Annotated in this window: 12 protein-coding genes; 4 read left to right on the top strand and 8 right to left on the bottom strand. The window is 64.9% G+C overall.

What is annotated here, in order from left to right; all coding sequences use genetic code 11:
• Positions 1-79: 79 nt before the first annotated feature.
• Positions 80-637 (bottom strand): DUF1684 domain-containing protein, encoded by a 558-nt coding sequence (locus ACSC1P_RS09790; protein WP_435359963.1) that lies wholly within the window; start codon positions 635-637, stop codon positions 80-82.
• A 205-nt stretch (positions 638-842) separates the two neighbouring features.
• Here ACSC1P_RS09790 and ACSC1P_RS09785 point away from each other — a divergent pair, with 205 nt between their 5' ends.
• Entirely contained in the window at positions 843-3,212 is a 2,370-nt protein-coding gene (locus ACSC1P_RS09785; RefSeq protein WP_435359962.1) for an ATP-dependent DNA helicase, read from the top strand.
• A 243-nt stretch (positions 3,213-3,455) separates the two neighbouring features.
• On the opposite strand, the gene ACSC1P_RS09780 is transcribed toward ACSC1P_RS09785, so the two are convergent.
• The 4 genes from ACSC1P_RS09780 to ACSC1P_RS09765 all read right to left on the bottom strand — a co-directional run bounded on the left by ACSC1P_RS09780 (position 3,456) and on the right by ACSC1P_RS09765 (position 8,150).
• On the bottom strand, positions 3,456-4,487 hold the full coding sequence (locus tag ACSC1P_RS09780) for an ABC transporter ATP-binding protein (RefSeq protein ID WP_435359961.1): 1,032 nt from the start codon (positions 4,485-4,487) through the stop codon (positions 3,456-3,458).
• A complete protein-coding gene (locus ACSC1P_RS09775; protein ID WP_435359960.1) occupies positions 4,484-6,367 on the bottom strand; it encodes an ABC transporter permease in 1,884 nt (627 codons plus the stop codon). Before ACSC1P_RS09775 ends, ACSC1P_RS09780 begins: the two co-directional genes overlap by 4 nt.
• A gap of 2 nt (positions 6,368-6,369) precedes the next feature.
• Positions 6,370-7,527, bottom strand: a complete 1,158-nt coding sequence (locus ACSC1P_RS09770; protein WP_435359959.1) for a thiamine ABC transporter substrate-binding protein — start codon at positions 7,525-7,527, stop codon at positions 6,370-6,372.
• A gap of 77 nt (positions 7,528-7,604) precedes the next feature.
• On the bottom strand, positions 7,605-8,150 hold the full coding sequence (locus ACSC1P_RS09765; protein ID WP_435359958.1) for an NUDIX hydrolase: 546 nt from the start codon (positions 8,148-8,150) through the stop codon (positions 7,605-7,607).
• Between the two features lie 101 nt (positions 8,151-8,251).
• Between ACSC1P_RS09765 and ACSC1P_RS09760 the strand changes: the two genes are divergently transcribed.
• Positions 8,252-9,457, top strand: a complete 1,206-nt coding sequence (locus tag ACSC1P_RS09760; RefSeq protein WP_435359957.1) for an AI-2E family transporter — start codon at positions 8,252-8,254, stop codon at positions 9,455-9,457.
• Between the two features lie 15 nt (positions 9,458-9,472).
• Here the strand turns inward: ACSC1P_RS09760 and ACSC1P_RS09755 are convergent, their stop codons facing one another.
• Positions 9,473-10,255, bottom strand: a complete 783-nt coding sequence (locus ACSC1P_RS09755; RefSeq protein WP_435359956.1) for a sulfurtransferase — start codon at positions 10,253-10,255, stop codon at positions 9,473-9,475.
• Positions 10,256-10,534: 279 nt separating this feature from the next.
• On the opposite strand from ACSC1P_RS09755, the gene ACSC1P_RS09750 reads away from it, so the two are divergent.
• Positions 10,535-11,389 carry a sulfurtransferase gene (locus ACSC1P_RS09750; protein ID WP_435359955.1) on the top strand — a complete coding sequence of 285 codons (855 nt, stop codon included), beginning with the start codon at positions 10,535-10,537 and terminating at the stop codon, positions 11,387-11,389.
• Between the two features lie 180 nt (positions 11,390-11,569).
• Positions 11,570-12,175 (top strand): rubrerythrin family protein, encoded by a 606-nt coding sequence (locus ACSC1P_RS09745; RefSeq protein WP_435359954.1) that lies wholly within the window; start codon positions 11,570-11,572, stop codon positions 12,173-12,175.
• A 119-nt stretch (positions 12,176-12,294) separates the two neighbouring features.
• On the opposite strand, the gene ACSC1P_RS09740 is transcribed toward ACSC1P_RS09745, so the two are convergent.
• Positions 12,295-12,567 carry a DUF7553 family protein gene (locus ACSC1P_RS09740; protein ID WP_435359953.1) on the bottom strand — a complete coding sequence of 91 codons (273 nt, stop codon included), beginning with the start codon at positions 12,565-12,567 and terminating at the stop codon, positions 12,295-12,297.
• Between the two features lie 173 nt (positions 12,568-12,740).
• Positions 12,741-13,757, bottom strand: coding sequence for a DUF6612 family protein (locus ACSC1P_RS09735; protein ID WP_435359952.1), 1,017 nt, complete (start codon positions 13,755-13,757; stop codon positions 12,741-12,743).
• Between the last annotated feature and the right edge of the window lie 69 nt (positions 13,758-13,826).

The raw sequence follows: 13,826 nt of genomic DNA, 5'->3' as shown, positions 1-13,826 counted from the left end.
CCACTGGAGCTACCAGAACGAGTTACCGCTTCTTGTCTAGTTCACCGACTTTTCGCCGCCGGGTGCTCACTCGCAGCGGTCACTCGAACCGCTCGCCAGCCTCGACGGTCGTCTCCAGCCAGTTCTCCTCGGGCGGAAGCGGACAAGAGAACGTCTCGGAGAACGCACAGAACGGCGAGTACGCGAGGTTGAAGTCGAGCGTCAGTGACTCCACCGACTCGAGGTCGCCGTCGTGGTGCAGTTCGAGGTAGCGACCCTGCTCGTACGTCTGCTGGCCGGTCGTCTTGTCGCGGAAGGGGACGAACAAGGGCTCGGGCTGCCCCTCGCCCGGTCGCTGTTTGTAGCCGTGGAGTTCGTACGACTCGCCGTCCAGTTCGAAGGAGAGCGTGGCGACGCGGACGTACCGAACTTCCGGCCCCTCGGTCGTCTCCATCGGCACGGGGTCTGGCTGGGCGTGGTGCGCCACGTCGGCGTCGACTCGAAACGCTGGGTCCGGGTCGAAGTACTCCAGGCCGTCGAAGTCGTCGCGTTCCTCCGGCGGGATCGGCGACTGCGGGTGGTCACCGAAGAACTCGTCTTTCTCCGCTCGTTTCGACTCCAGTTCCTGCCTCCACTGGTCGACGTCGAACTCGCTCATACCCTCCGTTTCGGGTCGAGTCGGGTAGGCGTTGTGTTCTGCGTAGCCAGGTGGTACCGGGACGAGGCCACCCGGACGGACACCCGACACACCCGTTTGCACTCGAAAGACTGGGGGTTCATCTCGTGTCGGACCACGGGCTCGCAGCCCCACGGTTTATCACCGAAAACGCGGCCACACCCGACAGGACTATGCACGGAGGACGATGAACGCGACACAGATGACCGCGCCGTGGCGAGCCGTCTTCGGTCACGACGAACCATACGCAGACCAAGAAGACGGCATCGAGACTGCCATCGACACCGCAGCAGACGGTGGGTTCACCGTCGTCGAGGGAGCCTGCGGGACTGGCAAGACCATGCTCGCGCTGACGGCGGGAATCGACCGCGTGCGCGACCCCGACTCGGAGTACGAGCGCGTGCTGGTGCTCACGAGCGTGAAACAGCAACTCCGCCAGTTCGAGGAGGACATCGAGACCATCAACGCGAACCTGCCCGCGGACTGGGACCCCGTCTCGGCGCTGACCCTCGTCGGCAAGTCGGACGTGTGTCCGTACAACCGCGAGAACGCGGGTGGCATCGACGACGAGAACGTGTACGACCGGTGTGACACACTTCGAGACAAGACGCGCGACCTCGCTGGCGAAGGCGGCGAGACGACCGCCGAAGCCCTCACCGCTGAAGCCCGGAGCCAACAAATCGACCTCGCGTCCGTGGGCGCTGGCGGCGGCCGAGCCTCCTACCTCGAAAGCGTGGGCGAACCGTCGCCCTACCCACGAACGATGCCCGAGTACGACACCGGCGCGGCCGACGTGGAGTTCTGTCCGTTCTACGCGCGTTTCCTCGCGGACATGCCCGACGACGGCGACGCAGCCGAAGCCATCCCCTTCGACTTCAGCGAGATGGGCCTGATGCGCCCCGACGACCTCGTCGGCGCGGGGATGGAGTACGGCACCTGCCCACACTCGCTGATGGGCGTCTTGCTCGGTCACGCAGAAGTCGTCGTCGGCAACTACTACCACGCCTTCGACCCGACCACGACGACTTCGTTCACGGGCGCGCTGCTCGACGACTCGACCTTCCTCGTCTGTGACGAGGCGCACATGCTCGAACCCCGCGTGCGTGACCTCGTCAGTGACGGCGTGGCCGACCGCACCCTGCGCGACGCCGAGGCCGAACTCACGCGAGTCATCCAGCCTATCGCCTTCGACGAAGGCCGCGGCTCTGCGAGCAGGCAGACGACTGCCGACGCCGACCTCGTCCGCGGCGAACTGAACGACACCGACGTCGAAATCAACGACCTCGAACACGTCCGCGACTTCGTCGTCGACGTTCGCGAGGAACTCGACCGCCGCGTCAAAGAACACCTCGACCGCGAACATCGCGGCTGGCGGGCCGACCTTTCTGACCTGCCGGACGCCGAAATCCCGCTGCGCGACCCGGAACACCCCGCCCCCGACGAACTGTCAGAGTGGGCCGAATCCGCTGGCTACGACGGCCGAACGTGGGCCCAGCTACCCGATGTGGCCGCGGTCACCGCACGCGTGCTCAACGAAGGCGAAGAACAGGAAACGTCGCGTGCAGTCGAAACGATGGCCCGCGCGCTCTCCGCGTGGTTCCACCGCGACCACACCGACTACTTCCGCGAGATAGAGTTAGAGCGAACCTGGGACGACACCGAACCCGGCGACGCCTGGCGGCGCGCGTACAACGCCCGCCTCGCTATCCACAACTGTGTCCCTTCGGGCGTCATCGCCGACCACCTCGCCGAGTTCGGCGGCGGCGTCCTGATGAGCGCGACGCTCGCACCGATGGACGTGTTCGCCGAAATCGTCGGTCTGAACCACCTCGAAAAGGAGGGCCGGCCGGTCGAATGCCGGACCTACGGCTTGCACTTCCCCGCGGAGAATCGCGAATCGTTCGCCGTCGCCGCCCCGAAGTTCACCTACCAGAACCGCGGGGCCGCAGGCGAGGAAAATCGGGTTCGGCAAACCTACGAAGACGCTATCTGCGCGGTCGCGGAGTCACCCGGCAACGTCCTCGTCGGGATGCCGAACTACCGCGAGGCCGAGTGGGCCGCCGAGGTCTGTGGGAACCGACTCGACAAAGAGGTCTTGCTCGACGAGTCGAGCGCGGACAGCACGACCGAAGCCCTCAAAGACGAGTTCTTCTCGGGGGCGGGCAAGGTCCTCGTGACGAGTCTCCGGGGCACGCTCACCGAGGGCGTCGACTACAAAGGCGACCGGCTGTCGGCCGCAGTCGTCTGCGGCGTCCCGCTCATCAACACCGCCAGTCCGCGGACGAAGGCCGTTCGAAAAGCGTACGACGAGAAGTTCGGTGACGGCTTCGAGTACGCACTGACGGTGCCCGCTGTGCGGAAAGCCAGACAGGCCATCGGGCGCGTGATTCGTGGGAGTAGCGAGGTCGGCGTCCGGGTGTTCGTCGACGAGCGATACGCCGACGACTCGTGGGACTCGGTGCGGGAGTATCTGCCGCCGCCGGAGCGAGAGGAGTTCCAGAAAGTGAGTCCGGACATGCTGGAGTTCGGGTTGGAGCGATTCTGGTCTAGTCGGTGATGATTGCCGCTGTTTCTGCTTGACCTGTTGGGGTCGTTGCTATCGCTGGTTTCGAGAAGCAGCCCTCGAATGCCGACGGAACACGACCGCAGCCACACCCTCCCCATCCGATTCCGCTCCTCACTCCACTTCGTTCCGTTCCGGTGCTCATCCCTCGCGCGATTTCTGCTCGCGGTCTGCGCCGATGGCGCAGACACGCTCACCAGCGCGCGCCAGAGTGGTAGGACAGAATCAGTCGCCGTTTCAGACGACGGTCACGTCGTCCGCCTCGAACCCGAGCACCAGCGTCTCGCCGATTTCGGGCGTCGACTCGCTCCGCCAGACGACTTCGCGGCCGTCCCAGTCGCAGTGGACACGCACCGACTCGCCGAGGAACTCGGTCTGTGTGACTTCGACCGCGAACTGGTTCTCGGGGTGGTCACGCCGGAGGTGTTCGGGCCGCACGCAGAACGTCACCGTCTCGCCGCCGCCGACATCGACACCACGCAGGGAGAACTCTGTCTCGTTCACGCGCACGCGAACCCCCTTCGTTTCGACTGGAGATGTGCCACCAGTGAACACGTTGTTCTCTCCCACGAAATCGGCGACGAACCGGCTCTCAGGCTCGCGGTAGACCGCCTGTGGCGTCCCGACCTGCTCGACCTGCCCGCCGTTCATCACGGCGACGCGGTCCGAAATTGCCAGCGCCTCGGCCTGGTCGTGAGTCACGTACACTGTCGTCACGTCGAGTTCGGACTGGATGCACGCGACTTCCCGGCGGAGTGATTCCCGCAACCGCGCGTCGAGTGCACTCATCGGTTCGTCGAGCAGGAGCACGTCAGGCTCGGGGGCGAGTGCCCTCGCGAGCGAGACGCGCTGTTGCTGCCCACCGGACAACTCGTCCGGCGAGCGCTCGGCCATCCCGTCGAGGTCGACGATATCGAGTAGTTCGTCGACCCGCGAATCGGCGTCGGCGTCGCTCACGTCCTGAAACCGCAGGCCGTAGCCGACGTTCTCGGCGACGCTCATGTGCGGGAACAGCGCGTAGTTCTGGAAGACGACGCCCACATCTCGGTCTTCGGGTGGGACGCCAGCCATCTCGTCACCGCCGAAGCGAATCGACCCTGAACTCGGCTCCTCGAACCCGGCGATTGACCGGAGCGTCGTCGTCTTCCCACAGCCAGAGGGTCCGACCAGCGTGAAGAACTCGCCGTCGGCGACGTGCAGTGACACGTCGCGCAAGGCGTCAGTCTCGCCGTAGCGAACCGACACCGAATCGAGGTGCAGGTCGCTCATGGGCGACCACCGCCGGGGCGACTGTCGCTCTCGACTCTTCCACCCAGCTTTCCGACGACGACGAAGCTCACCGCAGTCACGACCAGCAACACCGTTCCCATGGCCATGGCTGGTCCGAACCGCCTGCCAAGATAGCGTTCGACGGCGACCGGCATCGTGTAGCTGGCCGAATCGCTGGCCAATATCACCGTCGAATCGAACTCGCCGACCGAGATGGCGAAGGCGAAGGCGGCGCCCGCGACGAGGCCCGTCGCCACCAGCGGCACTTCTACGTCCAACAGGGCCCGAGTCCGCGTCGCACCGAGCGAGCGGGCAGACTCGACGAGTCGGCGGTCCACCCCCGCCAACTGCGGTGCGACGTTGCGCACGACGAACGGGTACGCCGCGACTGCGTGCGCCGCGACGATGGCGATGGTGCCAGTCAGGGTGAAGCGCCAGCCGCCGGGAAGCGGAATGCCGAACACCAGTCCACGGAGCAGGCCGACGCCGAAGACGACACCCGACACCGCGAACGGGAGCATCGTCAATGTCTCGACGACGGCGCGGCCGGGACCGCGGCCGTCGCTGTTCCCGCCGCCGCCACTACCCCCACGCTCGCCGCCGGTCGTCACGACCGACACGACGATACCCATCGGGACCGCCACAAGGACGGTCGCGGCGGCGAACGCGAGCGAGTTGACGATGGCGGGCAGCGGTTTCGTTTGGAAACTCTGCCCCGTGGCCTGTCGTTCCACGAGGAAGGCGTAGTGTTTCAGCGTGAAGCCGCCGCCGTCGGTCAGACTCTCGACGACCATGCTCCCGAGTGGGCCGACGAACAGTACCAGAACCACGAGGCCGTAGGCCGCGATTGCCACCCGTTTCGCGTCGAAGCGGGCGAATAGCGGTTCGCGTTCGGGGCCGTCGCCGCCGCCCATCGCGCGCTGGGCCGCCTCGTACCGGAGGTAGGCGTAGGTCAGCGCGAGCGAGATTCCCGTTTCGAGCACGGCGAGCGTCGCGGCGTCGGCGAACTGGAGTCGCTGGATGCGGTCGTACACCCACACCTCGACGGTGGCGAGTTCGAGGCCACCCAGCGCGAGCACGATGGGGAACGTGAGGAACGTGAAGATGTACGTCAGCAGCGCGCCGGTCACGATGGCGGGGCGCAACTGCGGCAGGACTACGTCACGGAACGCCCGGCGACGACTCGCACCGAGGCTGCGGGCCGTCTCGACGGCGCTCCGGTCGACCGACTCCCACGCGGCCGTGGTGATGCGCGTCACCAGCGGCGCGTTGTAGAACGCGTGGGCCAGAATCACGACGAACAGCGGGTTCGTCTCAAGCAAGTTGAACGGCCCCGCGCCGACGAGACCGACCAGCCAGTTGACGAAGCCGTTGCGCCCGAACGCGGCGTAGAAGCCGCTGGCGACCATGATTCCCGGCAGGACGAACGGGAGGATGGTCAGTGACCGCAGCGTGTCGCGACCGGGAAACTCGAACCGTGCGAGGACGTAGGCCCCTGGAAGTCCGATGGCGACACTGGCAGTCGTCGACAACAGTGCTTGCCACGCAGTGAAACCGAACAGGCCCTTGCGAAGCGGTGGGAGCGACACCGTGAGGGAGAACAGGCCGACCTCGATACCGCCGACCCACGCCGCGACGTTGCCCGCGTGGCGGCCAACGGCGAGCGGGTCGGCGAACACGTTCGCGAGGATGCCGGTGTAGAACGGGTCGGTCAGCACGTCGCGGAACGATTGCAGTGGGGATGGCCCGCCGAACGCCTCGGCGAAGACGAGACTCACCGGGAGGAACAGCAGGACGAAGAGGACGACACCGGTCCCGACCGTGACCGCGGGCAGTCCGAAGCGGTCGACTGCGTGCTGCAGTCGGTCGGGCGCACGCATCGTCAGTTACTGGCGACGGTCTTGGCCCACTCCTCGGTCCAGCCCGTGAGGTTGCCCGCGAGTTCTTCGTAGGTGTACGAGACGGACTCAGACGGTCGGTGGGCGAATTTCGTGTACGACTCGGGGAGGCTCACGTGCTCGTCGGTGACCGCGGGGAACTGGACGTTTCGCTGGGCGAGGGCGGCCTGCGTGTCGCTCGCGAGCATGAAGTTCAGGAACTCGGTGGCGAGTCGCGTCTGGTCGGAACCCTTCACGATGGCCATTCCCTCTGGGTTGGCGTAGCCCTGGTCGTTCAGGAAGCCGATTTGGTGCCGTGCCATGTCGAGGTCGTCCTGATTCGCGAACACCTGGTCGGTCGAGTACGAGACGACCATGGGTCGCTGAGCGTCGAGATAGGCGCTGTAGGCGTCCCACCACGAGCCGAGAATTTTCACGTCGTTGTCGAGCAGTTCTCGCCAGTAGTCGAGGTAGCCGTCGGCACCGAAGGCGTCGATGGTCCAGAGCATGAACGCCTGCCCGGAGTCGGCGGACTGTGCGTTCTGCGCGAGCAGTGTGCCCGAGTACTCGGACGAGGTGAGGTCCTCGAACGTCTGCGGTTCGGACACTTCGTTCTCGTCGTAGACGAGCGTGATGTAGCCGGTGTCGTACGGGAGGACGCGGCCCTTCGGGTCGTCGAACTCCAGTTCCGAGCGGACGCGACTCGCGTTCGAGATGTTGTCGCGGGCGAGTTCGTCAAACAGCCGCTCGTCGCCGAGCGCGTCGTCGATGGTGACGAGGTCGTCCACGTTGAGGCCGACGAACACGTCGATGTCGACGCCAGCACCCTGCTGGCGGCGCTGGACGTACTCCGTGACGCCGTTCTCGGGCGTCTTCCACTCGATGGTCACGTCGTCGAACTGCTTCTCGAACTGCTGTTTGACCCAGCCGCCGGGACCGGTGGAGGGTGAGTCGACGAACGACGGGTACGTGCCGACGGTCAGCGTACCGGACGGTTCGCCCGTGCTGGTGGCCGTGGTTTTGCTGGTGCCGCCCGTCCCAGCCCCTTCGTTTCCACTCGAACTCGTGTTCGTGTCGGCGTCCTCGCTGTCCTGACTCAGACAGCCGGACAGGCCGAGTCCACCGGCCGCACCGAGTGCGGCGACGAACGATCTCCGTTTCATTATCTGGTGGTTTTACCCTGTGGTAGTTAAAACACCGGAATCGATTCGCTCCCCAGAACGTCACGATGACTGTAACTTCACGACTCTAGTGCCAGTTCGATGCGGTCGCGGTCGGACTCTCGAATACGGTCGGGCGACGCTCGAACGTCGCCGATGGGGACGAAGGCGGCCTCGAATCCCTCGGCTTCCGGCGTGAGGTCTCCCGTCGTATCGGCGTGGTCCAGTGTGTACGTGATGAGGTAGAGCGCCCGTTTCGGGAGTTCGACGTGGAGGATGGTGAGAAAGTCGAGGTCGTCGGGGTCGGCCTGTAACCCCGTCTCTTCGTCGAGTTCACGGAGAAGCGATTCTTTCGGGCCTTCGTCGTACTTCGTGTAGCCACCGGGGAGACTCCACAGTCCCTCGTGCTGTGGAATCGGTTCGTCGAGAAGGAGCACGTGCTCGTCGTCGTGGACGACGACGTGGACACCCGGGGCTGGCACCCGCGAGAGGACGAGGTCACAGTCGGGACACCACGGGTACTCGCGGCCTTCGAAGTCGCAGGTATCGACTGCGGCACCACAGCGGTGGCAGTGGGCTGGTTCGACGGCGACGGCGTCGATATCGCTCGACTCACGCTCTCCCATGTACTGTCATAACACACGACAGGAAGAAAACGTTCCTACGTCACGAACGATTCGCACACTCCGGGGTTGCTCTTTATACCTGTAGCCGAAGTGAATACACTGTGCAACTGAACAGACGAATCGTCCTCGCCGTGTTAGTCGTCCTCGCGGGCGTGCTGGCCTGGGTGACGCTGTCGGCGGTGTTCGCGACCGTGTTCTTCGCGCTCACGGTCGCGAGCGTCGTCTCGCCGGTTCAGCGGTGGTTCGAGGACCGTGGGCTTCCGAACTACTGGGCTGGCGTCTTGACGACGGCCGTCACGTTCCTCGGGGTACTGGCGATTTTCGCGCCGCTGGCGATAATCCTCTACGCACGGAGCGACCGACTCGTCGAACTGATTCGGGGCTTGCCCGCCGAATTCGCCGTCGACGCGTTCGGTTTCTCGTACAGTCTGGAGTTCGACGAAGTACAGCTACTCGCCGTGAACTACCTACAGTCGCTCGGGCTCTCGGTGGCGAAGGCCACGCCGGACCTCATCTTCAAGGTCACCCTGTTCGTCATGGTCCTCTTTTCGTTCCTCGTCGCGCAGGACCGGGTGTACAGCGCCGGTATCGCGGTCGTTCCGCCGAGGTACCACGACATCGCGAACTCGCTCGTCGAGCGGGTGAACGACACGCTGTTCGCCATCTACGTCCTCCAGATCGCCACGGCGGTCGGGACGTTCATCGTAGCCCTGCCCGTGTTCTGGGTCCTCGGCTACGACTACTGGGTCTCGATGGCCGTCGTCGCGGGCGTCCTCCAGTTCCTGCCAATCATCGGGCCGAGCGTCCTCATCGCGGCCGTCGCGCTGTGGGAGTTGAGCGAAGGCCGTATCCAGAGTGCAGCACTCGTCGCCGTCGTCGGGAGCATCTTCATCGGCTACCTGCCGGACGCCGTCATCCGGCCGCGACTCGCGAAGATGACGGCCGATATGCCTGGCAGCCTCTACTTCGTCGGCTTCATCGGCGGATTGCTCAGTGTCGGTCCGGTCGGCGTCATCGCTGGGCCGCTCGTCGTCGCGATGTTCGTGGAGACGCTCGAACTGCTGGCCGAAGACGTCAACGGTGCCGACGGTGACGACCCGTTGACGGCCGACCCGGTCGACGAAGCAGTCGACGCCGCGACCGACGCCGCCGAGGACGTAGTCGACGACGCGACAGACACAGCGGAAGACGTAGTAGACGACACTACGGACACCATCGGCGACCTCATCGACGAAGCAGAAGACGACGAGTCACACGACCGGAGCGACGGTCGGGACCGCAGCGACGGCGCGTCGAGTTCGGACTGACCGAACCTCGCCGTCTCAGACCGTTTCGACTGGCCCGTCTATCTTCTCCCACTCGGTCAGGCTGCCCTCGTAGAAGTCGACGTTCTCGTAGCCGAGGTGGCGAAGCGCGACGTAGGTGTGACTGATGCGACGAGCCGTGTTGCAGTAGAGGATGATTCGTTTTTGTGGCGTGGCTCCGAGCCCATCGAGCAGGTCACGTAGCTCGGATTCGGGCTTCAGTCCGCGTGTATCCTCGTCGACGAGGTCGCGCCAGTCGAGGACCTGTGCGCCAGGAATGTGGCCCTCCTCGTACTCCCACTCTTCGCGGGTGTCGAGCAGTACTACGTCTTCGTCGTCGAGGGCGTCGAGAACTGCCTCGGCCGAGATGAGTGGTCGCTCGTCGGGAATCCTCCCCTCGTACTCGGTCGGCTCGACTTCGGGAACTTCGCTCGTCGTGTCGTACTCACGATTCCACGCGCTGTAGTCACCGTCGAGCAGGTGTACGTCGTCGTGGCCGTAGTTCAGCGCCGTAACGACGAACCGGGCCGCGAACACGCCGTGTGTGTCGTCGTAGGCGACGAGCGTGTCGTCGGGCGAGATTCCGGCTTCGGACATGAGTTGGTTCCACGTCTCGACGCCGGGGAGCATTCCGTCGTCGGCGTCGTCCTCGCTTCGGAAGCTGTCGAACGGGACGCTCACCGCGCCCGGCAGGTGGCCGATTCCGTCGTACTCCCACGCGTCGCGCACGTCGACGAGTCGAACCGAATCTCGGTGCTCGGCGAGCCAGTCGCGCGAGACTACCCACGGCAGGTCAGACATGGACGGAGTTTCGGCCCAGCACAGGTAAGCACTGGCGGTCTCGGCGGTTGCGACCGTCTCGTAGATGACGGCAACTATCACCGGGAGTGCCCCGGTCGGCAAATATGTCCTGTATCTGGCCGTTCGGGCGCGACCACCCGGACGGGGACCGAACGTGGTGGTCTCGTCGGTGTCGCAGACCTCGACAACTGGCGGCGATTCTCTCCGCTTCGCCTGACGACCGGCGTCACCTGCCGGGTTGGCATACAGATATACCCTTCCCGTGAGAAATATGAGTGCATGACCGATTACGCGAAGGACGTACTCGTTTCCGCGGACTGGGTGGAGAGCAACCTCGATGAGTTCCAGAGCGACGACCCCGGCCACCGACTGGTTGAGGTCGACGTCGACACAGAGGCATACGACGAGGGCCACGCCCCGGGTGCCATCGGCTTCAACTGGGAGACCCAGTTGCAGGACCAGACGACCCGTGACATCCTGACGAAGGACGAGTTCGAGGACCTCCTCGGCAGCCACGGCATCACCGAGGACTCGACGGTCGTCCTCTACGGTGACAACTCGAACTGGTTCGCCGCCTACACCTACTGGCAGTTCAAGTACTACGGCCACGACGACGTCCGACTCATGGACGGTGGCCGCGACTACTGGCTGGAGAACGACTACCCGCTGACCGAGGAAGCGCCGTCGTTCAGCGCACAGACCTACAACGCCAGCGGCCCGCGCGAGTCCATCCGCGCCTACCGTGAGGACGTCGAGAACGCCATCGAGCGCGGCGTTCCCCTCGTCGACGTTCGCTCGCCCGAGGAGTTCTCCGGCGAGATTCTCGCGCCCCCGGGCCTGCAGGAGACCGCCCAGCGCGGCGGCCACATCCCCGGTGCCTCGAACATCTCGTGGGCGGCCGTCACCAACGACGACGGGACGTTCAAGACCTACGACGAACTGCAGGAACTCTACGGCGAGTACGGCATCGAGGGCGACTCGACCACCGTCGCCTACTGCCGCATCGGCGAGCGTTCCTCGGTCGCCTGGTTCGCGCTCCACGAACTGCTCGGCTACGAGGACACCATCAACTACGACGGTTCCTGGACCGAGTGGGGCAACCTCGTCGGCGCGCCCATCGAGAAGGGTAACTGACGGCCCGGTTTCGTAGCGAATCGTTCTTTTTGCGTCTCGTCCTCCCACCGGCAGGACTGTCGGTCACGTCGGTCACAGGCACGGACTCGCATTCACTCCGAGGCCCCCTGCCCGTCACAGTCGTCGGCTGATTCCGCCAGCGGCGGTGGTTACAAGCCACGCGGCGGCGAACGTTCTGGCATGAATTCAGCCGACTTCCTCGACACCGTCCGCGACGAGAACCAGACCGCACTCTCCCGGGTCGGTTCCTCGAAGTCACTGTACGCCTTCACCGGCGGCGAGATGAACGGCGACGATGTCGTCCGCGTGGCGGCGACACTCGCCGCACAGGCCGTCACCCGCTTCGAGGACTGGGCCGACGACCCGGCACTCGGCGAGTTCTTCGCGGCGGCAGCAGACGCCGAGTCCGACTGGGTGGACTCGCTCGACGCCGAAGCCGAAGACGAGGTGTACGTGATTCACGAGGCACTCGACGACTACGACGATTCCGTCGGGCGAATCGGTGCCTTCGCGGGCTACTCGCTGGTCGACCGGAAACTCGCCGACCAGTTCACGGGCTTCTTCGTCGGCGACGCCGACCCCCAGACTGCGAGCACCTTCCGCGACCGCAAGGGTGTCCTGCAGGACCGACTCGACGACATCGGCGAGCAACTCGAGGCTGTCTGTGAGACCGACGACGACTGGGAGGCGGCCGTGGCCGCTGCTGGTGCCGTCGTGCAGGCCGCGTACGAAGAGTACACCGACCGACTCGAAGCGATGGGCGTGAACCCGAAGCCGGTCTGCTAACCCGCCGAACCGGTCGATAGACCGTTTTTTCGCCGACGTATGCTGCCCCGCCGAACTGTCCGGTGAGTCGCGTGGCTCGCACCTCAGCGGTCGGCAGGAAAACGAGTTCGGAACCGTTCTCAGACGCCCTCTACCGTGCTCCGGTACTCGCGCACCTGCACCAGTGCGTCGTCGATTTTCGACTCCACGACGCCGCCCTCTACCTCGGCGACCTCGGTGAGGATTCGCTCGTGTTTGGCGAGTCGCCCGTGGTCAGGGCCACGCTTGGCCTCGGCGTGCTTGGCAAACTGCTCGGCCTGTTTTTCGAGTCGCTCGCGGTTGTCGTCGTGCGTCGTCGCTTCGGCGGCTTCTCGAATCAGGTCGCTTGCCTGTTGCAGGTGTTCTCGTGACATGTCTCCCAGTACGCAGTCCATCGGATAATCGCTTGTGGTGCGGTCCCATTTGCCGCCGTCGGTGACGACACCACCGGCCCGCCGTTTTCGTCGCTCGTCGGCCTGTCTCGGTCCTGTCACGGTTGGGCTGTGAACGGAGGGTCGCAGATAGAATCAGACGGGAGTGGTCGTCTTCAGCCGTCGAGTAGTGTCACGACGACGCGTTCGTCGGTCGTGGTGCTGTTACCTGCCGCCGTAGTCGTGGTGGTGCCGTTCGCCGTGGTCGTCGTGGCGGTTCCGTTCGCCGTGGTCGTCGTGGCGGTTCCGTTCGAGGTGGTCGGGGCGGTGGTCGTGCCGCTCTCGTCGCCCCCGGACTCGGTCCGATTGCCACCGACTTCGACTGCGTCACTCGCGGCGTCGGGGAGCGTGACGGTCGTCCCGTCGTTGTAAGAGACGAAGTCTCGCTCCACGTCGAGCGTCGTGTTGAACGACTGGCCGAACTGGCTCGTCACCGTCTGTTTCACGTCGAGCTGGGACCGAACGAGGCGGTGCGAGTCGGTGGCGACGTAGAACGTCCCGTTCAGCGATTCGACCTGACTGCCGTCGAAGTTCGCGCCGCTCACGTCGGAAAGTTTCTCGGGGTCGGGGTCGAGGTGCATCACGTACACCTCCGTCCCGTTCACGGTCGTCTTCCCGGTGACCTCGACGTTCGAGGCGTCGAGCAGTTTCTGGTGGACCGTGACCGTGCTCAGGTTGGTCCAGACCTTGTCGTAGCCGGTGGAGATGTCCTGTTTGACCCACGCAGAGCCGTATCGCTGTTTCAGGTTCTCGTTGTGGATGTACAGCCACTTGTCCACGATGTACGTGTCCTGTGCGATAGAGCGCTGGCCCGCCGTGACGCGCTGTTCGATGGCGATGTTCTGGGCTTCCGTGTCGAGGGTCACGTTGAATCGAGACCGACTCGTCTGGCTATCGCCCTGTCCGGAGACGTTCTGGGTGAGCTCTCCCCGTACTTTGACCGTCTGTACCTCGTCGAGGGCCGCCATCGTCTGTTGCTTTATCTCTGCTTCCTCCTCGTCGGAGTAGGCGTCGTCGCCGTCGGCCGGTCCACCTGGTGCTGTGTCGTCGCCGCCGGTGAGTGCAGAACAGCCAGCGAGCACCGGCATCGAGACGACGACGAGCGCCAGGAGGAGGGCTTTCGTTCGATTCATCTTCGCTTCGGCCTCACAACCACGCACGTAAAGTCCTTCTACTCCGACGATTCGGTCCGAAACCGAGAA

Source organism: Haloarchaeobius caseinilyticus, assembly GCF_051207395.1.
Taxonomy (GTDB): Archaea; Halobacteriota; Halobacteria; order Halobacteriales; family Natrialbaceae; genus Haloarchaeobius.
The sequence above is the reverse complement of the archived record's forward strand: the minus strand, read 5'-3'. Positions and strand labels throughout refer to the sequence as shown.